At 71.8% G+C, this 20,705-nt stretch carries 21 protein-coding genes; 17 read left to right on the top strand and 4 right to left on the bottom strand.

Annotated elements, in window-relative coordinates; genetic code table 11:
• Window positions 1-96 precede the first annotated feature (96 nt).
• From map to truA, 8 genes are all read left to right on the top strand, one after another.
• Complete coding sequence (gene map, locus J5Y05_RS19625) at window positions 97-933, top strand: type I methionyl aminopeptidase (RefSeq protein ID WP_210874345.1); 837 nt, start codon at window positions 97-99, stop codon at window positions 931-933.
• 314 nt (window positions 934-1,247) lie between these two features.
• Complete coding sequence (infA, locus tag J5Y05_RS19620) at window positions 1,248-1,469, top strand: translation initiation factor IF-1 (RefSeq protein ID WP_003948620.1); 222 nt, start codon at window positions 1,248-1,250, stop codon at window positions 1,467-1,469.
• A 62-nt stretch (window positions 1,470-1,531) separates the two neighbouring features.
• Window positions 1,532-1,645, top strand: coding sequence for a 50S ribosomal protein L36 (gene rpmJ, locus J5Y05_RS19615; protein ID WP_003974245.1), 114 nt, complete (start codon window positions 1,532-1,534; stop codon window positions 1,643-1,645).
• A gap of 186 nt (window positions 1,646-1,831) precedes the next feature.
• Window positions 1,832-2,212: a 30S ribosomal protein S13 gene (gene rpsM / locus J5Y05_RS19610; RefSeq protein WP_210874344.1), complete on the top strand. Its 381-nt coding sequence runs from the start codon at window positions 1,832-1,834 to the stop codon at window positions 2,210-2,212.
• A 65-nt stretch (window positions 2,213-2,277) separates the two neighbouring features.
• Window positions 2,278-2,682 (top strand): 30S ribosomal protein S11, encoded by a 405-nt coding sequence (gene rpsK, locus J5Y05_RS19605; protein ID WP_003948617.1) that lies wholly within the window; start codon window positions 2,278-2,280, stop codon window positions 2,680-2,682.
• Window positions 2,683-2,798: 116 nt separating this feature from the next.
• Window positions 2,799-3,821 carry a DNA-directed RNA polymerase subunit alpha gene (locus J5Y05_RS19600; RefSeq protein ID WP_003966937.1) on the top strand — a complete coding sequence of 341 codons (1,023 nt, stop codon included), beginning with the start codon at window positions 2,799-2,801 and terminating at the stop codon, window positions 3,819-3,821.
• Window positions 3,822-3,969: 148 nt separating this feature from the next.
• On the top strand, window positions 3,970-4,509 hold the full coding sequence (gene rplQ, locus J5Y05_RS19595; RefSeq protein WP_210874343.1) for a 50S ribosomal protein L17: 540 nt from the start codon (window positions 3,970-3,972) through the stop codon (window positions 4,507-4,509).
• A gap of 91 nt (window positions 4,510-4,600) precedes the next feature.
• Window positions 4,601-5,461 (top strand): tRNA pseudouridine(38-40) synthase TruA, encoded by an 861-nt coding sequence (truA, locus tag J5Y05_RS19590; RefSeq protein ID WP_210874342.1) that lies wholly within the window; start codon window positions 4,601-4,603, stop codon window positions 5,459-5,461.
• Window positions 5,462-5,477: 16 nt separating this feature from the next.
• On the opposite strand, the gene J5Y05_RS19585 is transcribed toward truA, so the two are convergent.
• Window positions 5,478-6,443 carry a hypothetical protein gene (locus tag J5Y05_RS19585; protein WP_247614956.1) on the bottom strand — a complete coding sequence of 322 codons (966 nt, stop codon included), beginning with the start codon at window positions 6,441-6,443 and terminating at the stop codon, window positions 5,478-5,480.
• A 50-nt stretch (window positions 6,444-6,493) separates the two neighbouring features.
• Between J5Y05_RS19585 and J5Y05_RS19580 the strand changes: the two genes are divergently transcribed.
• From J5Y05_RS19580 to J5Y05_RS19560, 5 genes are all read left to right on the top strand, one after another.
• Window positions 6,494-7,663, top strand: a complete 1,170-nt coding sequence (locus J5Y05_RS19580; protein WP_210874341.1) for a CapA family protein — start codon at window positions 6,494-6,496, stop codon at window positions 7,661-7,663.
• Between the two features lie 206 nt (window positions 7,664-7,869).
• Complete coding sequence (locus J5Y05_RS19575; protein ID WP_210874340.1) at window positions 7,870-10,116, top strand: HAMP domain-containing protein; 2,247 nt, start codon at window positions 7,870-7,872, stop codon at window positions 10,114-10,116.
• 6 nt (window positions 10,117-10,122) lie between these two features.
• Window positions 10,123-11,670, top strand: coding sequence for a poly-gamma-glutamate synthase PgsB (pgsB, locus tag J5Y05_RS19570; RefSeq protein WP_210874339.1), 1,548 nt, complete (start codon window positions 10,123-10,125; stop codon window positions 11,668-11,670).
• Window positions 11,667-12,149, top strand: a complete 483-nt coding sequence (locus J5Y05_RS19565; RefSeq protein ID WP_210874338.1) for a poly-gamma-glutamate biosynthesis protein PgsC/CapC — start codon at window positions 11,667-11,669, stop codon at window positions 12,147-12,149. Before pgsB ends, J5Y05_RS19565 begins: the two co-directional genes overlap by 4 nt.
• Before the next feature lie 20 nt (window positions 12,150-12,169).
• The gene (locus J5Y05_RS19560) at window positions 12,170-13,249 is read left to right on the top strand and encodes a C40 family peptidase (RefSeq protein WP_210874337.1); all 1,080 of its coding nucleotides are present in this window, start codon (window positions 12,170-12,172) and stop codon (window positions 13,247-13,249) included.
• Window positions 13,250-13,348: 99 nt separating this feature from the next.
• On the opposite strand, the gene J5Y05_RS19555 is transcribed toward J5Y05_RS19560, so the two are convergent.
• A complete protein-coding gene (locus J5Y05_RS19555; protein ID WP_210874336.1) occupies window positions 13,349-14,227 on the bottom strand; it encodes a hypothetical protein in 879 nt (292 codons plus the stop codon).
• Between the two features lie 74 nt (window positions 14,228-14,301).
• Between J5Y05_RS19555 and J5Y05_RS19550 the strand changes: the two genes are divergently transcribed.
• The 4 genes from J5Y05_RS19550 (at window position 14,302) to glmM (ending at window position 18,330) form a co-directional block, all read left to right on the top strand.
• Window positions 14,302-15,507: a glycosyltransferase 87 family protein gene (locus J5Y05_RS19550; RefSeq protein WP_210874335.1), complete on the top strand. Its 1,206-nt coding sequence runs from the start codon at window positions 14,302-14,304 to the stop codon at window positions 15,505-15,507.
• A 207-nt stretch (window positions 15,508-15,714) separates the two neighbouring features.
• The gene (rplM, locus tag J5Y05_RS19545; RefSeq protein WP_210874328.1) at window positions 15,715-16,158 is read left to right on the top strand and encodes a 50S ribosomal protein L13; all 444 of its coding nucleotides are present in this window, start codon (window positions 15,715-15,717) and stop codon (window positions 16,156-16,158) included.
• A gap of 42 nt (window positions 16,159-16,200) precedes the next feature.
• A complete protein-coding gene (gene rpsI / locus J5Y05_RS19540) occupies window positions 16,201-16,713 on the top strand; it encodes a 30S ribosomal protein S9 (RefSeq protein WP_030420816.1) in 513 nt (170 codons plus the stop codon).
• A gap of 258 nt (window positions 16,714-16,971) precedes the next feature.
• Window positions 16,972-18,330 (top strand): phosphoglucosamine mutase, encoded by a 1,359-nt coding sequence (gene glmM, locus J5Y05_RS19535; RefSeq protein WP_210874326.1) that lies wholly within the window; start codon window positions 16,972-16,974, stop codon window positions 18,328-18,330.
• 84 nt (window positions 18,331-18,414) lie between these two features.
• On the opposite strand, the gene J5Y05_RS19530 is transcribed toward glmM, so the two are convergent.
• Both J5Y05_RS19530 and coaA read right to left on the bottom strand, forming a co-directional pair.
• Entirely contained in the window at window positions 18,415-19,389 is a 975-nt protein-coding gene (locus tag J5Y05_RS19530; RefSeq protein WP_210874324.1) for a DUF389 domain-containing protein, read from the bottom strand.
• Window positions 19,390-19,414: 25 nt separating this feature from the next.
• Entirely contained in the window at window positions 19,415-20,404 is a 990-nt protein-coding gene (coaA, locus tag J5Y05_RS19525; protein WP_210874322.1) for a type I pantothenate kinase, read from the bottom strand.
• Window positions 20,405-20,705 lie beyond the last annotated feature (301 nt).

Here is a 20,705-nt window from a genome sequence, read left to right as displayed (position 1 = left end):
CGGGAACCGGCGCGGCCGAGCCGTGCCGGGGGCGCGCGGCGGGCCCCGTATCGTTGGAGCCGTATCCCTTCCCGGTCCAGAAAGGCCGCAGTCCCCATGGTGCAGATCAAGAACCCCGAGCAGATCGCCAAGATGCGCGAGGCGGGGCTGGTCGTCGCCGCCATCCACGCGGCCACGCGCGAGGCCGCCGTGCCCGGCGCCACGACCCGGGACCTGGACCAGGTCGCCCGCAAGGTGCTCGCGGAGCACGACGCCAAGCCGAACTTCCTCGGCTACGGAGGCTTCCCGGCGACCATCTGCACCTCGGTGAACGAGGTCGTCGTCCACGGCATCCCCTCCGACGAGGTCGTCCTCAAGGACGGGGACGTCATCTCGATCGACTGCGGCGCGATCATCGACGGCTGGCACGGCGACGCCGCCTTCACCGCCTTCGTCGGCTCGGGCCACGCCCCGGAGCTGGTCGAGCTGTCGCGGGTGACGGAGGAGTCCATGTGGGCCGGGATCGCGGCCATGAAGCAGGGCAACCGGCTCGTGGACGTCTCCCGCGCGATCGAGAGCTACATCCGCCGCCAGCCGAAGCCGGGCGGCGGCAAGTACGGGATCATCGAGGACTACGGCGGCCACGGCATCGGCACCGAGATGCACATGGACCCGCACCTGCTGAACTACGTCGACCGCCGGCGCGGCAAGGGCCCGCGGCTGGTGCCGGGGTTCTGCCTGGCGATCGAGCCGATGGTCTCGCTCGGCACCCCGCGCACCGAGGTGCTGGAGGACGAGTGGACCGTCGTCACCACGGACGGCACCTGGTCCTCGCACTGGGAGCACTCCGTCGCCCTCACCGAGCAGGGCCCGCTGGTGCTGACCGCCCCGGACGGCGGCAAGGCGAAGCTGGCCGAGCTGGGGATCACCGCGGCGCCCGACCCGCTGGCCTGACCACACGCGCCACCCGGGTCCCGCCGGGCCCGAAGGCCCCGTTCACCTCACAGGTCGCACCCGTCCCACCCGTCCCACCTGCGCTGGTGTCCGTCCGGCCCCCTCCGCCGCACCGGTCGCGGGGGCGGAAACGGCGCCACGCCCGGACGGGGGTCCCGTGCATAACGATCGCCCGGATGGGGCAGACTTCCTCGTTTCGCCTTTCCGGGGCTGCTGACGTAGACTGACTCGTCGGCTCTGGTGCACCCGCATGTCTGCATGCACTCCATCGGTGCGCAGGAGTCGATCAAGGTAGTCGATTCGAAGGGCGAAGCGTGGCCAAGAAGCAAGGTGCCATCGAGATCGAGGGCACTGTCGTCGAGTCTCTTCCGAACGCCATGTTCAAGGTCGAGCTCCAGAACGGCCACCAGGTTCTGGCACACATCAGCGGCAAGATGCGTATGCACTACATCCGCATCCTCCCTGACGACCGGGTCGTGGTGGAGCTCTCTCCGTACGACCTGACCCGTGGCCGGATCGTCTACCGGTACAAGTAGATCTTGCCCACACCCCGCGTCCGCGCGGGGTCGCCGGCAACTGACCCGGAGAACCTCACCCCATGAAGGTCAAGCCGAGCGTCAAGAAGATCTGCGACAAGTGCAGGGTGATCCGCCGTCACGGCCGGGTCATGGTCATCTGCGACAACCCGCGCCACAAGCAGCGCCAGGGCTGACGCTCGACCGTCCCTCCGCGATTCGCAGGACTTCGCGCGACGCGAGCTGAACGTACATACGCAGAACCCGGGCATCGCGGTGCCCGACACCCCCGGTTCGGAGGCCGGGGACCTGGTCCGTACCTGGTACGGCGGTCCGGGAGCCGGTTCTGTGGAAGACCTCCGACAATCAACTGGAGCCATTGAATGGCACGCGTATCCGGTGTTGACATCCCGCGCGAAAAGCGCGTGGAGATCGCCCTCACCTACGTGTTCGGCATCGGCCGGACCCTTTCGCAGCAGACGCTGGCCGCCACCGGCGTCGACCCGAACACCCGCGTCCGCGAGCTCTCCGAGGAGCAGCTCGTCGCGATCCGCGAGTACGTCGACAACAACATCAAGACCGAGGGTGACCTCCGTCGCGAGGTCCAGGCCGACATCCGCCGCAAGGTCGAGATCGGCACCTACCAGGGTCTGCGTCACCGTCGTGGCCTGCCCGTCCGCGGTCAGCGCACCAGCACCAACGCGCGTACCCGCAAGGGCCCGCGTCGCGCCATCGCCGGCAAGAAGAAGCCCGGCAAGAAGTAGTCCACAGCGGACCCCTGTCCACGGTCTTCGCTGTAGGACCGACCACCTCCCGTAGGAGTTTGTAGATGCCCCCCAAGGGTCGTCAGGGCGCTGCCAAGAAGGTGCGCCGCAAGGAAAAGAAGAACGTCGCTCACGGCCACGCGCACATCAAGAGCACGTTCAACAACACGATCGTCTCGATCACGGACCCCACGGGCAACGTGATCTCCTGGGCCTCCGCCGGCCACGTCGGCTTCAAGGGCTCGCGCAAGTCCACGCCGTTCGCCGCGCAGATGGCCGCCGAGTCGGCCGCCCGTCGCGCGCAGGAGCACGGCATGCGCAAGGTCGACGTGTTCGTCAAGGGCCCGGGTTCCGGTCGTGAGACCGCGATCCGCTCGCTCCAGGCGACCGGTCTCGAGGTCGGCTCCATCCAGGACGTCACCCCGACGCCGCACAACGGCTGCCGTCCGCCGAAGCGCCGTCGCGTCTGACGTCCGCTTCACCGGGTTTCGCGGGCGGTACGGCTCTTTCCGGTCGTGCCGCCCGTACCCTTGCAGTACATGGTCGGGCGTCATATAGCGGGCGCCCCTGACTGAAGGATGCACACATGCTGATCGCTCAGCGTCCCTCCCTGACCGAAGAGGTCGTCGACGAGTTCCGCTCCCGGTTCGTGATCGAGCCGCTGGAGCCGGGCTTCGGCTACACCCTCGGCAACTCGCTGCGCCGTACGCTCCTCTCCTCGATCCCGGGTGCGGCGGTCACGTCCATCCGCATCGACGGTGTCCTGCACGAGTTCACCACCGTGCCGGGCGTCAAGGAGGACGTCACCGACCTGATCCTCAACATCAAGCAGCTCGTGGTCTCCTCGGAGCACGACGAGCCGGTCGTGATGTACCTGCGCAAGCAGGGCCCGGGTCTGGTCACCGCCGCCGACATCGCGCCCCCGGCCGGTGTCGAGGTGCACAACCCCGACCTCGTCCTCGCCACGCTCAACGGCAAGGGCAAGCTGGAGATGGAGCTGACCGTCGAGCGCGGTCGCGGCTACGTCTCCGCCGTGCAGAACAAGCAGGTCGGCCAGGAGATCGGCCGTATCCCGGTCGACTCGATCTACAGCCCCGTGCTGAAGGTCACCTACAAGGTCGAGGCCACCCGTGTCGAGCAGCGCACCGACTTCGACAAGCTGATCGTCGACGTCGAGACCAAGCAGGCCATGCGTCCCCGTGACGCCATGGCGTCGGCCGGCAAGACCCTGGTCGAGCTGTTCGGCCTCGCCCGCGAGCTGAACATCGACGCCGAGGGCATCGACATGGGTCCGTCCCCGACGGACGCCGCGCTCGCCGCCGATCTGGCGCTGCCGATCGAGGAGCTGGAGCTCACGGTCCGGTCGTACAACTGCCTCAAGCGCGAGGGCATCCACTCGGTGGGCGAGCTGGTCGCGCGCTCCGAGGCGGACCTGCTCGACATCCGCAACTTCGGCGCCAAGTCGATCGACGAGGTCAAGGCGAAGCTCGCGGGGATGGGGCTCGCCCTCAAAGACAGCCCGCCCGGATTCGACCCGACCGCCGCGGCGGACGCCTTCGGCGCCGACGACGACGCGGACGCCGGATTCGTGGAGACCGAGCAGTACTGATCGACCGGCCCGTCCGGTGTGATCGGCACTGACCGGTCCCGCCTCCGGGGGCCCCGCGCGGGCCCCCGGATCTCCGACAGGCGACCGCCTGCTCGGATACTGACCCCGGTACCTGGTACGGCCGGGGCAGACACCTAGGAGAAACACCATGCCGAAGCCCGCCAAGGGTGCCCGTCTGGGCGGCAGCGCCGCGCACGAGAAGCTGCTCCTCGCGAACCTCGCGAAGTCGCTCTTCGAGCACGGCCGCATCAAGACCACCGAGTCGAAGGCCCGCCGCCTGCGGCCCTACGCCGAGCGTCTGATCACCAAGGCGAAGAAGGGGGACCTTCACAACCGCCGCCAGGTGCTCCAGGTCATCACGGACAAGGGCATCGTCCACACGCTCTTCACCGAGATCGGCCCGCGGTACGAGAACCGCCCGGGTGGCTACACCCGGATCACCAAGGTGGGCAACCGCCGCGGTGACAACGCGCCCATGGCCGTCATCGAGCTGGTCGAGGCGCTGACCGTGGCGCAGGAGGCCACCGGTGAGGCCGAGGCCGCGACGAAGCGCGCGGTCAAGGAGGACGCCCTCAAGAAGGACGAGGCCGTCGAGGCTGTCGAGGCCGACCAGCCGGCCGAGGCCGTCGAGGCTGCCGAGGCTCCGGCCGAGGACGCCAAGGACGCCAAGGACGCCAAGGACGACTGAGGCTCCCTCTCGCGGTGAGCGGGTCCGCCCCCTGCGGGGCGGGCCCGCTTTCGCGTACCGGGGGCGCTCCGGCACCTGAGAGGATCTAGGGGTGAGTGACGAAGTACGGCCCGGACACGTACGGGTGCGGCTGGACCTCTCCTACGACGGCACGGAGTTCTCCGGCTGGGCCCGGCAGGCGGGCGGGCGGCGGACCGTGCAGGGGGAGATCGAGGACGCGCTGCGCACGGTGACGCGGTCCAGGGAGACGACGTACGAGCTGACGGTCGCCGGACGGACCGACGCCGGGGTGCACGCCCGGGGCCAGGTCGCCCACGTGGACCTGCCCGGCGAACTGTGGGCGGAGCACCGGGAGAAGCTGCTGAAGCGGCTCGCCGGGCGGCTCCCCAAGGACGTGCGGGTGTGGTCCCTCACCGAGGCGCCGGCCGGGTTCGACGCCCGTTTCTCGGCGATCTGGCGGCGCTACGCCTACCGGGTCACCGACGCCCCCGGCGGCGTGGACCCGCTGCTGCGCGGCCATGTGCTCTGGCACGACTGGCCGCTCGACGTGGACGCGATGAACGAGGCGGCCCGGGGACTGCTCGGGGAGCACGACTTCGCGGCGTACTGCAAGCGTCGGGAGGGCGCGACGACCATCCGCACCCTCCAGGAGCTGAGCCTGCGGCGCGGGGAGGACGGCATCGTCACCGCCACCGTCCGGGCGGACGCCTTCTGCCACAACATGGTGCGCTCCCTGATCGGGGCGCTGCTCTTCGTCGGCGACGGCCACCGCGCGCCCGACTGGCCCGCCAAGGTGCTGGCGGCGGGCGTCCGCGACTCGGCCGTCCACGTGGTGCGCCCGCACGGGCTGACGCTGGAGGAGGTCGGCTACCCGCCGGACGACCTGCTCGCCGCCCGCAACCGGGAGGCCCGCAACCGCCGCACCCTGCCGGGCACGGCCGGCTGCTGCTGAGGCGCGCGCCGCCCGCTCAGCCGCCCGTCCAGGTGCTCAGCAGACCGGCGACGGCGGTCGCGGCGCCGTCGGCGTCCCGGCCCTCGCCCCGGGCGCGGGGCGCCAGCTCCAGGTGGACGAAGGTCGCGTGCTGCCGCTTCGCGGCCCGGCTCTGGACGTTGGTCGTGCCCTCCAGCGGGCAGCGTGCCGACCAGCCCCGGCAGACGCGCAGCCCCTCCGTCTCCATCCGGTCCGCGAGCGCGGAGACCTCCCCGGGCGCGCTCTGCGCGGCGCCGGTCGACAGTACGGCGTCGTAGCGGTCCGTGGTGGACCGGGCGAAGCCGTGGAGCTGGATGCCGGGCACGCCGCGCTTCTGCAATTCCACGACGATGCCGTGGAAGGCGCTGTCCTCGCGGTGGGCGACGTCGGCGGCGCCCGCGCCGCCCCCGGCCAGCCGGTGGGCGCCGGCCAGCACCAGCGCACCGCCCGGGGTGCCCTCCAGCAGGCGTACCCCGAGTGCCTCGGTGTCCCGGTCGGAGACGGGGTGCGGCACCTGGGCGCTCCAGCGGATGCGGGAGTCGGCGCTCAGGTACAGCCGGCCCCACCGGTCGCTCGCACCCGTGCCGGTGGCGGCGATCTCGTCGTAACGGCGGCCGGACTCGGTGTCGGTGAGCCGGGTGACACCGAGCCCGATCGGGCCGAGCAGACGCTCCGCCTCGTGCGCGTCGCCGTCCAGCAGGCTGCCGACCCCCCGGGCCAGCCGTCGCCGCTCGTCCTCGCCCGGCGGGGAGTAGGGGCCGTCGCGGCGCAGGCCGCGGGTGTACGACAGGACGCGGCTGCGCAGATCGACCAGTTCCCTGGCGGTCGGGACCGAGTCCCGGGCCGAGGGCTCCCGCGCGGTCTGACAGCCGGTCAGCGCGAGGATGACACCGATCAGACCGAGAACGGAGACAAAGCGTGACTGCCTTGTGATCGTAAGTACGGAGGGAGTCGTGTGTTTCATGTGAATATATTGCGGTGACATCCTGTAAGTCTCTCCGCACGGGTCGGACGGTGGTAATCCTCGCGGCGACAGTCGCCCTCGCCGCGGGCTGTGCTTCCGAGGAAGCGAAGCCGCAGGCGAAGCCGGGCGGGCGTTCCTTCACCGTCGCCGCCGCCGGAGACGTGCTCATCCACCCCGAGCTGGTGGAACAGGCTGCCCGGGACGCGGAGGAGACCGGCGAGGGCCAGGCCGGGCTGGACTTCGGGCCGCTGCTCGCCGGGGTGAAGCCGGTCATCAGCAAGGCCGATCTGGCCATCTGTCACCTGGAGACTCCCGTCGGCAAGCCCGAGGGGCCCTTCCAGGGGTACCCGGAGTTCCTCGTGCCGCCGCAGATCCTGACGGCCCTGAAGGACGTGGGGTACGACACCTGCTCCACGGCCTCCAACCACACGTTCGACCACGGGCTGAAGGCCGTACGGCGGACGCTGGACGCCATGGACAAGGCGGGCCTCGGGCACGCCGGCTCGGCGCGCACGCCCAAGGAAGCAGAGCAGATCAACATCCGGGACGTCAACGGCGTCAAGGTGGCGCATCTCTCCTACTCCTGGGAGTCCTTCCTCAACCCGACGCCCGAGAAGGAGCGCTGGGCGTTCAACCGGAGCAGCCTGGAGAAGATCAAGAGGGAAGAGGGGCGGGCCCGGAAGGCGGGCGCCGAGGTCGTCATCGCCTCGGTCCACTGGGGTCTCGAGCACTACAACGAGCCGAGTGTGCCGCAGCTCAACCTGGCCCAGCGGATCACCGAGGAGACCGGCGTCGACCTGGTGATCGGACACCACGCCCACGTGGTCCAGCCGATCCAGAAGGTCAACGGCACCTGGGTGGCCTACAGCCTCGGCAACCAGGTGGCCCGTCACTCCTCGCCCACCGGGCTGACCGAGGAGGGGGTGATCGGCTGGTTCGAGTTCCGGGAGACCACGGAAGGCGGCTGGGACGTCGCCGCCCGCTACCGCACCACCCTCGTGGACATCCCGCCCCTGGTGGAACCGGGCGAGGAGGTGCCCGAGGGCGCCGTCGCGGACCACCGCCTCGTGGACGTGCAGGACCGGATCGACCATCCGGACGGCCTCTCCGAAGGGCGGCTCGCCCGTTACCGGCTGGCGGCCGACCGCACCCGCGGCTTCCTCTACAACCGGGGTGCTCCCGGTGGTGACGGGCTGAAGCCGCTGTCGCTGGATGAGTGACCAGCGCCATAGGCGATTTCATGATGTGTCTACAACCATCAGTGTTTTGAACAGTCTTGCACCATGACGGCGTCGTATGACCGCATCTGTGGTGCGTCTACCGCGCGCTGAGCACCCGCAGCGACCAAGGAAGAAGACCGGTGACATCGAGTCGTGCCGCGTACCCCGGAGGGAAAGGGCGGCGCCGCAGCCGCAGGCGGGCGGACATGCCGCTGCTGGGCGGCATCCGCCCGCCGATCGCGGTGCTGTGCCTGCTGATCGTCGCCCTCGCCGGTCTCACGGCGAAGGTGCTCGGTCCCGGCGACGACGCCGCGGTGCCCCAGGCCGTGCTCTCCTCCCAGCAGCACTTCGCGGAGGACGGCGCCATCGCGCTGCGCGCCTCGATCGACGAGCGGGTCACCGACCTCCAGCGCACCACCGCCGCGGTGAACGCCGGAACGCCCCGGGAACCGGAGGACATCCTGTCCGACCTGGGACGGACCTACCAGAAGTGGACCGGCACCACGGTGATCGACCTGGAGAGCGGCAAGGTGCTCGCCGCACGAGGAGAAAGGATTCCTCTCGCCTGGCTCGACAAGGAGACCCTCGTCGGCGAGCACGCCCTCACCCCCCGCATGGTGCGGCTGGAGACGGGTGACGTCCGGCTGATGACGATGGCCGTCCTGGACCCGAAGGACCGGCCCCAGCAACTGCTGATCGCCTCCAACAGCCTCTCCGTGCCCGCCATCAACCTCGGCCCGTTCCGCAGCATGGCAGTGGTCGCCCGGGACGGCGAGGTCCTCGCCACCGCGGGCTTCGAGCAGTCCGAGGCCCTGAACTCCGACGCGGAGCGCGAGGAACTCGCCTTCCTGCAGAAGCAGATGTCCGGTTTCGCCGGCCAGGCGGCCGACCGCACCGAGCAGCACCCCGTCAGCGCCCGCGAGCCCGGGGCACGGGGGTACCCCGGAGTCAGCGGGACTCTGCTGGGCGACGACTACAACGGCCGGATCGCCTCCGCCGGATACGCCTCCCTCGCCTCCTCCGACCCCGAGGAGAAGGACAGCGTCGCCGCGGGCCTCGGCCTCACGGTGGTGGCCATGCTCCCCGTGGTCCAGCAGCACGGCGCCGCCGACACCGGCCGGGAACTGTACGGGCTGATCGCCGCCGGCGCGCTGGTCGTGCTCGGACTGTTCGCCGCCGCCGTACTGTGGACGGCCGTGCAGCGCCCCCTGCTGCGCCTGTTCCTGGAGTCGCGCCGGCTCGCCCGCGGCGACCTGACCCGGCCCGTGGCCGTGCCCCGGTGGGGCGAGCCCGCCCGGATCGGCGCCGCCCTGGAGCGCCTGCGGACCCAGCTCGACGTCTCCGGCCGGGGCGAGGACCCCGTCCCCGCCGGCCGCCGCTCGCGCCTCGGGCTGCGGGCGCCGCTCGCGCTCACCGCCGTTCTGCTGCTGCTGTGGTGCGTGCCCGTGGGCCTGCTGCTCAACCGCACCGACGGTTCGGTCAGCGTCCCGGCCGCCATCGTCAACGACCAGCGCGACCGCACCGACCTGATCTCCGACCGCGTCCGCCAGGCCCTCAACGAGGCCCAGGCCGACCTGGTCTCCACCTCCCGGCTGATCGACGCCGACGACCGGCCGAGGACCGGGACCCTGCTGGCGGACGCCCTCAAGGAGCACCCCCGGTACCAGGCCCTGTACGTCGTCGGCCCCGGCGGCGAGGTCGTCGCCCGCGCCGGTTCGGCCCCGCACGACTGGGCCGACGAGAAGGGCCTCCCGCTGGTCCGGGTCTCCGGCCACGGCGGCAAGAAGCCGGTGATCCAGGCCGGCGCCCCGGTGCCGGAGCACCAGGGCACCACCCTGGTCGGCGAGGTGCGGGTGGAGTTCCTCAACTCCCTGCTGAACCGGCCCGGCCTCGGCTCGGTACGGGTCGTGGACGCCGAGGCGCGGACCATCGCCGCCGGCGACGGCTTCCTCGCCTTCGAGAAGCTGCCCGACGCCCTGACCGACCTGGTCCGCGCCAGCAACGAACAGGTCGGCGCGGGCCCCGTCGAGAACGGCCTGCTGCTGCGGGACGGCGGCGGCGTCACCGTGGCCGCCGCGGCGCCGTTCTCCGGCGGTGGCACCGCCTCCGACATCGGCTGGAGCGTGGTCAGCCGGCAGGACGCGGCCCACTTCGAGATCGCCGCCTACGAGCGCGAGGACCGCAGCGTCCTCGCCGGGATGCTCGGGCTCGCCGCGATCGTCGTCTGCCTGGGCTGGGTGTACCTCGTCGTCGTCCGGCCGCTGCGGGCCCTGGCCGTCGGCGCGGAGAAGCTCGCGGACGGCGACCTCAAGACCGTGCACTACCCCCGCTACCAGGACGAGGTCGGGGCCGTCGTCCGCAGCCTCGAACTGCTCCGCCAGCAGTTGCAGGCCCGTCGGCAGAACCAGGCACGCCGGACCGCCGAGCCCCGCCTCGGCGCCGGAGGAAGGTGAACCCCCGTGCTCTACCTCTACTTCGTCCTGCTGGCGGGCGGCCTGTTCCTGCTCGTCGCGGGCATCGTGGAGCAGCGCCGGCACTACGCCGCCCTGCACTCCATCCGGTCCCGGGTCCTGGTCAACGGCATCCGCGGCAAGTCGTCCATCACCCGGCTGTGCGCCGGTGCGCTGCGGGGCGGCGACCTGATCACCGTCGCCAAGACGACCGGTACGGCCGCGCGCTTCATCCACCCCGACGCCACCGAGGAGCCGGTCTACCGCAAGTTCGGCATCGCCAACGTCGTCGAGCAGATCGGTATCGTCCGCCGGGCCGCCGCCTACCGCCCCGACGCGCTGGTCATCGAGTGCATGGCCGTCATGCCGGCCCTCCAGGAGGTCAACCAGAGCAAGCTGATCCGGTCCACGATCGGCGTGCTGTGCAACGTCCGGGAGGACCACCTCGCCGAGATGGGACCCACGCTGGACGACGTGGCCCGCTCGCTGTGCCGGTCGATGCCGGAGCACGGCATCTGCGTCACCGCCGAGAAGGAGCGCTTCCACATCCTCCAGGAGGAGGCGGACGCCCGGGACTGCCGACTGGTCTACGCCGACCCCGAGATGGTCACCGACGAGGAGCTGCGCGGCTTCAGTTGGTTCACCTTCAAGGAGAACGTCGCCATCGCCCTGGTCGTCGCCGAACTGCTCGGGGTCGAGCGGAAGGTGGCCCTCCAGGGCATGTACGACGCGCCGCCGGACCCGGGCGTGCTCTCCGTGGAGCGTTACGTGGCCCCCGAGGGCAAGCGGCTCGCCTTCGCCAACGTCTTCGCGGCCAACGACCCCGAGTCGACGCTGATGAACATCAACCAACTGCTCGACCTCGGCGCGATCCGCCGCCCCCTCAACGTCGTGATCAACTGCCGCCCGGACCGCGTCGAGCGCAACGGCCAGATGGGCGAGATCGTCCCCGACCTGGAGCCGGACAACGTCTTCGTCATCGGGCACCCGTCCAAGAGCGCCATCGACGCCATACCCGCCCAGTGGCGGGACCGCGCGGTCGACCTCGGCGGCGAGCGCAGGTCCGCCGACGACTTCATGCCGGCCCTGCTCGGCCGCATGTCCGACGGCTCCTCGCTGGTCGCCATCGGCAACATCCACGGCCAGGGCGAGGAGCTCCTGGAGTACCTGGCCGAACTCCCGGCGGACGACACGGACACCGACACCGGTACCGGCCCAGGCTCCGGCATCGGCCCAGGCCCCGGCATCGGCAACGACCCCGGCCCCGCCGCGCCGGGCCCGGCCGCCGCCGTACCGGCCCAGGCGCCGCGCCTGGACCCGTTCGCCTCGTACCCGACGGCGTACGAGGAGCGCTACCAGGCCGCGCGGACCCAGGAGATCCCGGTCCTCCGCGTCCCGGGCCGGCCGACGGGCCGGTCCGAGCAGGCGGACGGCCGGGAGGAGCACCACGAGTACGAGCAGCACGCCCCCGCCCGGCAGCCCTGGCCGCCCCACGACGAACCGTACGACGACCCCTACGGCGGAACACCCCGCCCACCCGCCCGGAGACCGCGTTGACCACCTCCGCACTGACCCCCGAGATGGCCGCCCTCGGCATCGCCATAGGGCTGTTCTTCTCGCTCCTGTGCTACCTCACGACCAACCTGTCCCCGGGCGGCATGATCACGCCCGGCTGGATCGCGCTGACCCTCATCGAGGACCTCCAGCGCGCGGCCATGATGGTGGGCGTCACCGCGCTGACCTACGCGGGCACCAAGGTCATGCAGCGGCTGGTGATCCTCTACGGCAAGCGGCTGTTCGCCGCGGTGGTGCTGCTGGGCGTCCTGCTCCAGGCCACGGTGATGATCGTGCTCTCGCTCGAGTTCCCGCTGATGTACGGCAACCAGACCCTCGGGTTCATCGTGCCCGGCCTGGTCGCCTACCAGATGGTGCGTCAGCCCAAGGGAGCCACTCTGCTGGCGACCGGCACGGTCTCCCTCATGGCCTACATCGTCGTCGCCGCCGGCCTGCTGCTGGGCATCATGCCCACCGTCTGAGAACCGAGGAGAAGCGAACCATGGCAGGGAAAGCGAAGAAGAAGTCGCGTCCGGCCGTCTCCGGCCTCGTGGTGCTGGCGCTCGTCGCGACGTCGGGCTACCTCACCCTGGAGCTGCGCAAGCGGGACGAGAAGGGCGTCACCCAGGTCACGAACATCGGCGTCCTGGAGGGCAACGCCGCCTCGGGCGCCGAGGACAAGGGCCGGGAGAGCTGGTCCCGGCTGGAGAACCCCGCGCGCTCGGTACTGCGCGACGGGGAGGGCCGTATCAAGGCCGTCCTCACCGACGGGGCGCGCATCGCCACGCTGACCGGGCCCGCGCGCACCTTCGCGGAGCCCACCTCGACCTCCTCCAAGGTCTCCACGACGGACTGGGTCCGCCTCATGCCCGAACCGTGGGAGGAGGGCGCCGAGAAGGAGAAGTGGTTCACGCAGTGGTACGCCGAGTACAAGGACAGCAAGGAGGACGACCTGTTCGCCTCGGCCTTCCAGTACGTGGCCGGAGCCCCGCCGAAGAAGGACGAACAGGGGCTGGTCTACGCCGGTGACGCCAACTTCGGCCCGCTGAACACCACCGGCGCCGAGGGCGGCGACCTGCGGCTGGAGCAGTCCGACTTCTACGACTACCTCGGCATCCCGTACACGTTCCGGGACGGGTCGACCGGTGTCCCGGAGGCCATGCGCGCCAAGTCGCTGGACTGCTCCGGCTTCATCCGCATGGTGCTCGGCTACCGGGGCCGCTACCCGCTGATGTCCTCGGACGCCTCCGGCGACGGCCTGCCGCGCACCGCCAACGGCATGGCCCGCTCCAAGGAGGGCGTCGACGTGCTGCCGCTGGCCGGGATCACGCCGGACGACCGGCCGTCCGCCATCGACCAGCTCCAACCCGGCGACCTCGTCTTCTTCAAGCTCGACGCCCGCACCGGGGAGCGGCTGGACCACGTCGGCATGGTGGTCGGCTACGACACCGAGGGCCACCTGCTGTTCATCTCCAGCCGCGAGGAGGTCAACGGGCCGACCATCGGCGACATCGGCGGCGTCTCCCGCCTGGACGGCAACGGCTACTACGCCAAGACGCTGCGCAGCGCCAAGCGTCTGTGACCGTCCGGCCGCCCGGGGCCCGCGCACCGGGCGCCGGGCCCGGCGCCGCCGGGGGTCGCGGAAGGGCCGGGGGAGGGGCGCCGCGGGGCTCGGGGGCGGTCAGCCGGCGGTGGCCGCCGCGGACGCCTGGGCCTCGCCGCGGCGGTGGATCTGGCGGAAGGTGAACTCGGCCAGGTCGTCGCCGGCCCGGAAGACCTCGGTGGCCTGCTCCGTCACGCTCTCGCCGTCGGTGAACCCGCCGACGGTGAAGTAGGCGTAGCGGCCGTAGGCGTTGGTGGTGGAGCGGCAGACGGCGCCGGTGCAGAAGGACTCCACGCCGCCGCCGGACAGCGAGCGCACGAGGCTCTTCTTGTCGGCGTCGCCCTTGGCCTTCGCGGCCTGCGCCTCGGTGTCGAAGACGGCCACGCCGACGGTGACGGCGATGTCGTCCCGGGTGTAGGTGACGCGGATCAGGCGGGTGCAGCCGTTGGCGTCCAGGACCTGCGGCAGGCTGCCCTGGGCGGCCGAGGAGCAGGTGCGGGTGTCGGCCGTCGGGCCCTTCTTGTAGACCGCGTCGCCCTGGGTGAGCTGGGTGCCGGGGAAGAGCAGGTCCGGGCTGAGCGGCGCCTTGTCCTTGGCCGCGCTGGCGATGAACTCCTTCGGGTCCAGCGGTGGCGGCGCGCTGGTCGGCGCGAAGGAGGGCCCGCCGGACTGGCTCGGCAGATCCGTCGTCGGCCCCTGCGAGGAGGCGGCCGGCGTCTTGTCGGAGCCGTTCGCCGAGACGACCGCCACGGCGACGGCGCCGGCTATCGCCACGGTGGCCAGCGCACCCGCGCCGACGAACAGCATCCGGCGCCGTCGGGCGCGTGCCTCCGACGCCTCCGCGAGGGCGGCCCAGTCGGGTGTCCGGTCACCGTCGCCGGTCCAGGGCTCGTCTTGCCGAGAATGCGGTTTCCAGGGATCCCACGGTGACTGAGGTCCCCCCTGCCCAAAGCTCATGGGCGGCATCTTAGACGGGCCGGGAGGCGTGCTGTTCCGCCTCCGCGGGCCGCGCAGCGCCTAGCGTTCCCCCCATGCTGACGGGCAAAAACGACATCTCCGGGTGGTTGGTGCGGCCGGCGGAGCGGTACCTGTGGGCGGTGTCCGCGGCGGTGCTCGGAGCGACCGCGGCGAGTGCGGCGCGGGCGGCGCCGGACGGCGGGATGGACAACGCGATCGTGGTGCGGGCGGCCCGGACCTGGCTCGCCGGCGGCTCCCCCTACGACGACCCGCACTTCCTGTACCTGCCGAGCGCGCTGCCGGCCGCCGTGCCCGAGGCGCTGCTGCCCGGGGCGGTGCTGCGGGTGCTGGTGCCGTGCGCGGTGACGGCCCTGCTGGTGGCGGCCTGGGGCTGCGCGCTGCGGCTGCACCGGGTGCCCCTCGGCAGCCGGCTCGCCGCGCTCGGTCCCCTCGCGCTGGCGGCGGGCTTCGCGCCCTTCGGGCACCTGGTGCGGCTCGGCAACTGGACGGTGGTGGCGGTGGTGGCCCTGCCGCTGTGCCTGCTGCTGGCGAGCCGGGGCCGGTGGACGGCGGCCGGCGCGGTGGTCGGGGCGGCCGTCGCGGTCAAGCCGCTGCTCGCGCCGGTGGCCCTGCTGTTCGTCTTCGCCCGCCGCCCGCGGGCGCTGGCCGCGGCCGTGCTGCCGCCCGTGCTGGCCTCCGCGGCGGCGGCGCTGCTCATGCCCGACCCGGCCGGCTTCGTCACCCGTACCCTGCCCTTCCTGCTCCACGGCGAGGACGGCTTCGTCCGGCTCTACGAGGCGTCCCCGGCGGCCGTGCTGCCCCGGCTCGGGGTGCCGGCGGCCCTGGCGGAGGGAGCCGCGCTGTCGGCCGCCGGGGCCGGGGTGCTCTGCGCGTACCTGCGCTGGCGGCGGGCCGATCCGGGACCCGGGCGGCTCGCGGAGACCGGGGCGGGGCTGATGCTCTCTGCGTTCCTCGTCTCCCGGCCCTCGTACGACCACTACCTCCTGGTGGTGGTCGTGCCGCTGCTCGCCGGGCTGCCCGCGGCGGGGTCGGCGGCGCGGCGGCCCGGGTTCTGGATCGCCCTGGTGCCGCAGGTGCCGGGGGTGCCGTGGCCCTGGCTGGAGGCGGAGGGTCGGCGGGCCTTCAAGGACGCGTTCACGCTCTGTGTCCTGGCGGTGACGGTGGCGGGGCGGGCCCGCGCCGGCTCCGGACCGGGCGGCGGACAGGCGCGCGGAGGGGGCGCGCGCGAGGCGGTACGTGCGCCGGCGACCCCGTTTTGACCCCGCTGCCGCGGCCCGGGTATTCTGCACAGTCGTTATGTGTATTGGCTTGCTCATTCTCACGTGAGGGGCCCTTACACCGGTCGACCGGGACCGATGACCAGCGACCTGCACGCGGTTTGCGTCACCGCAGTGCGGTCAGGGCTGTCTGATCGTCTTCGGTGACCTTGTCAGGACCAATCACTGAAGAAGCGAAGGCTACGAACCGTGCGTACGTACAGCCCCAAGCCCGGCGATGTGACGCGCCAGTGGCACGTCATCGACGCCCAGGACGTCGTCCTGGGTCGTCTGGCCTCCACCGCCGCCTCCCTCCTGCGTGGCAAGCACAAGCCGATCTACGCGCCCCACGTCGACACCGGTGACTTCGTCGTCATCGTCAACGCCGACAAGGTGCACCTCTCCGGCAACAAGCGGACCCAGAAGCTGGCCTACCGCCACTCCGGCTACCCCGGCGGTCTGCGCTCGGTGCGCTACGACGAGCTGCTGGACAAGAACCCGGAGAAGGCCATCGAGAAGGCCGTCAAGGGCATGCTCCCGAAGAACTCCCTGGGCCGTCAGATGCTCTCGAAGCTGAAGGTCTACAAGGGTGACCAGCACCCGCACGGCGCCCAGCAGCCGGTGCCGTTCGAGATCACCCAGGTCGCGCAGTAAGTCCGGCCACCCCCTAAGACTGAACAGAATCTGAGGAGCATCGTGGCCGAGACCACTGCCGAGCAGCCGCTCGAAGAGATCGACATCGACAGCTACACCACCGAGTCCGAGGTCCCCGTCGAGGGTGAGTACACCTCGGAGTCCCTGGCCTCCCGCTTCGGCGAGCCCCAGCCGGCCGCCGGCCTGGGCCGCCGCAAGAACGCCATCGCCCGTGTCCGGATCATCCCGGGCACCGGCAAGTGGAAGATCAACGGCCGCACCCTTGAGGACTACTTCCCGAACAAGGTGCACCAGCAGGAGGTCAACGAGCCCTTCAAGGTGCTCGAGCTGGACGACCGTTACGACGTCGTCGCCCGCATCGCCGGCGGCGGTGTCTCCGGCCAGGCCGGTGCCCTGCGCCTGGGCGTCGCCCGCGCGCTGAACGAGGCCGACGTCGACAACAACCGCGGCCCCCTGAAGAAGGCCGGCTTCCTGCGCCGCGACGACCGCGCGGTCGAGCGGAAGAAGGCCGGTCTGAAGAAGGCCCGCAAGGCTCCGCAGTACAGCAAGCGCTAAGCTCGCTGCCTGCTCGTGCGCACCGCGAGCCGGTCCGGCTCGCTCCGCGTACTCCGAACGCCCCGGCGGCACGCCACAGTGCTGCCGGGGCGTTCGTTTCTCACCGCCACTAGGCGTATAACGGCACAAGACGTTCAAAGGCTTGTGTGACCGGATGGCTGGATCAGTGCCAGGGTCATCGTGTGCCCCGGAACCGGGAGCCGTCTGCGCGGGCCGTACCTCAGCGCTTTGGAACTTGACGTTTCCTCAGGAGGACAAGTGGGACGACTCTTCGGCACGGACGGCGTGCGGGGCGTCGCCAACGCGGACCTGACCGCCGAGCTGGCGCTCGGCCTCTCGGTCGCCGCGGCGCACGTACTGGCCGAGGCGGGCACCTTCGCCGGACACCGGCCCACCGCCGTGGTCGGGCGGGACCCGCGGGCCTCGGGCGAGTTCCTGGAGGCGGCCGTGGTGGCGGGGCTGGCCAGCGCCGGCGTGGACGTGCTGCGGGTCGGCGTGCTGCCGACGCCCGCAGTGGCCCACCTCACCGGCGCCCTCGGTGCCGACCTCGGCGTGATGCTCTCCGCCAGCCACAACGCCATGCCCGACAACGGCATCAAGTTCTTCGCCCGCGGCGGCCACAAGCTCGCCGACGAGCTGGAGGACCGCATCGAGTCCGTCTACGCCGAGCACCGCACCGGCGCCCCCTGGGAGCGGCCCACCGGCGTCGGCGTCGGCCGGGTGCGCGACTACGACGAGGGGCTCGACCAGTACGTCGCCCACCTCGTCGGCGTCCTGCCCAACCGGCTCGACGGGCTGAAGATCGTCCTCGACGAGGCGCACGGCGCGGCCTCCCGGGTCTCGCCCGAGGCGTTCGCGCGGGCCGGGGCCGAGGTCGTCACCATCGGCGCCGTGCCGGACGGCCTCAACATCAACGACGGCTGCGGCTCCACCCACCTCGACCTGCTCAAAGCGGCCGTCGTCGAGCACGGCGCCGACCTCGGCATCGCCCACGACGGCGACGCCGACCGCTGCCTGGCCGTGGACCACACCGGCGCCGAGGTCGACGGGGACCAGATCCTCGCCGTGCTCGCGGTGTCGATGCGGGAGCGCTCCGCCCTGCGCCGCGACACCGTCGTCGGCACCGTCATGTCCAACCTGGGCTTCAAGCTGGCCATGGAGCGCGAGGGCATCCACCTCGTGCAGACCGCGGTCGGCGACCGGTACGTCCTGGAGCAGATGAAGGCCGAAGGATACGCGCTCGGCGGCGAGCAGTCCGGCCACGTCATCATCCTCGACCACGCCACCACCGGCGACGGCACCCTGACCGGCCTGATGCTGGCCGCGCGGGTCGCCGAGACCGGGCGCACCCTCCAGGACCTCGCCTCCGTCATGGAGCGGCTGCCGCAGGTCCTGGTCAACGTGCCCGACGTGGACCGGACCCGGGTCCGCACCTCCGCCGAGCTGGCCACCGCCGTCACCGAGGCCGAACACGAACTGGGCACCACCGGACGCGTCCTGCTGCGCCCCTCCGGCACCGAGCCGCTGGTCCGCGTGATGGTCGAGGCGTCCGACATCGAGCAGGCCCGCTCCGTCGCCGGCCGGCTCGCCGACGCCGTCAAGTCGGCGCTGGGCTGAGGGGTTTCCCGCCGCGGGTGCGGCGGCCGGGGCCGTCGTCACGGTCGGGCCGGCGGGGGGACGGACCGGGGCGGCGGGGAGGCGTCAGGCGGGCCGTGACCCCCGCCGGCCGCGCGGCCGGACCGGTCGCCGGGTCCGCGGGCGGCGCCAGGCCCACAGCGCCTTCTGGGTGAGCAGGGTCAGCGTCCCGGCCAGCACGATGCCGGACAGGTTGAGCACCAGTTGCTGCGCCGAGTGCCAGCCCTGGTGGGTGTCGCCGTAGACGAGGGCGACGGCCGCGTTGGCCGCGGCGGGCACCGTCGTCACGGAGATCGCCACGCCGACCAGCGCCCCCGACTTGGCCGAGGTCAGCGAGAGCGTGCCCGCGATGCCGGCGAGGACCGCGACCACGAACGAGAACCAGTCCGGGGCCGAGACGAAGCTCGTGTTGGGCCGCGCCCCCTCCAGCCGCGCCTTGCTGAACAGCCCCACCGCGTCCATGAAGAGGCTGAAGCCCGCCGTCACCGCCATCGCCGCCGCGAAGCCCAGCACCAGCGCGAGGGCGGACCGCAGGGCGAGCCGCGGCGCCCGCTGCACGATCGCCGTGCAGACGCCGGCCAGCGGGCCGAACTCCGGGCCGACCGCCATCGCGCCCACGATCAGCACCGGGTTGTCCAGCACCACACCGCAGGCCGCGATCATCGTGGCGAGGGTGATGAAGGCGACGTAGGTGATCGACAGCGTCGACTCCTCCTGCGTCGCCTCCTCCAGTTGCTCCCACAGCACCGCGTCCGCCGCCTCGCCGGGCGCCTCCCGCTCGGCCCGCTCCGCCTGCCGCGACAGCGACAGGTCGAGGCTCTCGGCCGTGATGGCCCCGTGGCGGTCGACGCCCAGCTCCTGGAGACCGCTGATCAGCTCGTCGCCGGTCTCGCGGGCCACGTCGCACAGGACGAGGTCGCCGGCGGGGTCGCGGGCGGCGCCGGGCACCACCACGAGGTGGGCGGTGCCGACCGTCCGGTCGATCAGGCCGACGGCCTCGGCGGTCCGGTCGGCCGGGACGATCAGGCGCAGGTGCAGCATGCGGCCCTTTGTAACAGGCCCGGCGTCACAGCTTGCGCAGCCGCAGCCGCTGGACCTTGTGGTCGGGTCCCTTGCGCACGACCAGCGTGGCCCGGCCCCGGGTGGGGGCGACGTTCTCCACCAGGTTGGGCTTGTTGATGGTCCGCCAGGTGGTGCGGGCGTAGTCGAGGGCTTCCTCCTCGGAGACCTGCGTGTACTTGCGGAAGTACGAGGACGGGTCCTGGAACGCGGTCTCGCGCAGCTTGCGGAAGCGGTTGAGGTACCAGCGCTCGACGTCCTCGGTGCGGGCGTCGACGTACACGCTGAAGTCGAAGTAGTCGGCGAGGCCGACCCGGGTGCGGCCGTCCTTGCCGGGCAGGGCGGGCTGGAGCACGTTGAGGCCCTCGACGATGAGGATGTCGGGGCGGCGGACGACCAGCTTCTCGCCGGGGACGATGTCGTAGATGAGGTGGGAGTAGACGGGGGCGGTCACCTCGTCCTTGCCGGCCTTGACGTCGGCGACGAAACGGGTCAGCGCACGGCGGTCGTACGACTCGGGGAAACCTTTCCGCGACATCAGCCCGCGGGCCTCCAGCTCCCGGGTCGGCAGCAGGAAGCCGTCGGTCGTGACCCGCTCCACGCGCGGGTGCTCGGGCCAGCGCGAGAGCAGGGCGCGCAGCAGCCGGGCGACGGTGGACTTGCCGACCGCGACCGAGCCGGCGACCCCTATGACGAAGGGGGTGCCGGACTGGGAGCCCTTCTCGCCGAGGAAGGTGTTGAGCGCGCCGCGCAGGCCGTCGGTGGCGCCGACGTAGAGGTTGAGCAGGCGGGAGAGCGGGAGGTAGATGTCCCGCACCTCGTCGAGGTCGATGACGTCGCCGAGGCCGCGCAGTTGCTCGACCTCCTCGGCGGTGAGGGGCAGCGGCGTCTTGTCGCGCAGCGCGCTCCACTCGGCGCGGGTGAGGTCGACGTAGGGAGTCGCCTCCGGCCGGGGCCGGTGGGCGCTCTGGGGCAGCGAGGAGACCGGAGAGATCACATTCCATTGTTAACGGAGTTTGAACGGGGCGGCAGGTGGGCTCCGTCACGCTCGGGCGGCGGGGGTGCGGGTGGGGGTGCGGGTAGGGGTGTGGGCAGGGGGTGGGCGGGGGTGCCGGCAGGGGTGCGGGCGGGGGTGCGAGTGGGGTGCCGGGGCCGGTGGATACGGCGCCGGGCGGCCGGAGTTGGCGGCGCCGGGACGTCGGCGCGCGCGGCGCCGGCCGGCCGGTGGGCGCGGTGGATCACGCCACTGTCACGGTCGGGTACCGGGTCGACTTATCAAGATCAACTGTGAGCGTCCT

Origin of the sequence: Streptomyces tagetis (assembly GCF_018069565.1) — a bacterium.
Taxonomy (GTDB): Bacteria; Actinomycetota; Actinomycetes; order Streptomycetales; family Streptomycetaceae; genus Streptomyces; species Streptomyces tagetis.
Note: the sequence above shows the minus strand (reverse complement) of the source record. Positions and strands in the feature narration are given on the sequence as shown.

Excerpts from the sequence above, each read along its gene's own strand:
- rpsK (WP_003948617.1), top strand. The coding sequence starts at position 2,278 with ATGCCCCCCAAGGGTCGTCAGGGCGCTGCCAAGAAGGTGCGCCGCAAG.
- J5Y05_RS19560 (WP_210874337.1), top strand. The coding sequence starts at position 12,170 with ATGGCAGGGAAAGCGAAGAAGAAGTCGCGTCCGGCCGTCTCCGGCCTC.
- rpmJ (WP_003974245.1), top strand. The coding sequence starts at position 1,532 with ATGAAGGTCAAGCCGAGCGTCAAGAAGATCTGCGACAAGTGCAGGGTG.
- rplQ (WP_210874343.1), top strand. The coding sequence starts at position 3,970 with ATGCCGAAGCCCGCCAAGGGTGCCCGTCTGGGCGGCAGCGCCGCGCAC.
- map (WP_210874345.1), top strand. The coding sequence starts at position 97 with ATGGTGCAGATCAAGAACCCCGAGCAGATCGCCAAGATGCGCGAGGCG.
- J5Y05_RS19600 (WP_003966937.1), top strand. The coding sequence starts at position 2,799 with ATGCTGATCGCTCAGCGTCCCTCCCTGACCGAAGAGGTCGTCGACGAG.
- J5Y05_RS19555 (WP_210874336.1), bottom strand. The coding sequence starts at position 14,227 with ATGAGCTTTGGGCAGGGGGGACCTCAGTCACCGTGGGATCCCTGGAAA.
- rpsM (WP_210874344.1), top strand. The coding sequence starts at position 1,832 with ATGGCACGCGTATCCGGTGTTGACATCCCGCGCGAAAAGCGCGTGGAG.
- J5Y05_RS19530 (WP_210874324.1), bottom strand. The coding sequence starts at position 19,389 with ATGCTGCACCTGCGCCTGATCGTCCCGGCCGACCGGACCGCCGAGGCC.
- J5Y05_RS19585 (WP_247614956.1), bottom strand. The coding sequence starts at position 6,443 with ATGAAACACACGACTCCCTCCGTACTTACGATCACAAGGCAGTCACGC.
- J5Y05_RS19550 (WP_210874335.1), top strand. The coding sequence starts at position 14,302 with ATGCTGACGGGCAAAAACGACATCTCCGGGTGGTTGGTGCGGCCGGCG.
- J5Y05_RS19575 (WP_210874340.1), top strand. The coding sequence starts at position 7,870 with ATGCCGCTGCTGGGCGGCATCCGCCCGCCGATCGCGGTGCTGTGCCTG.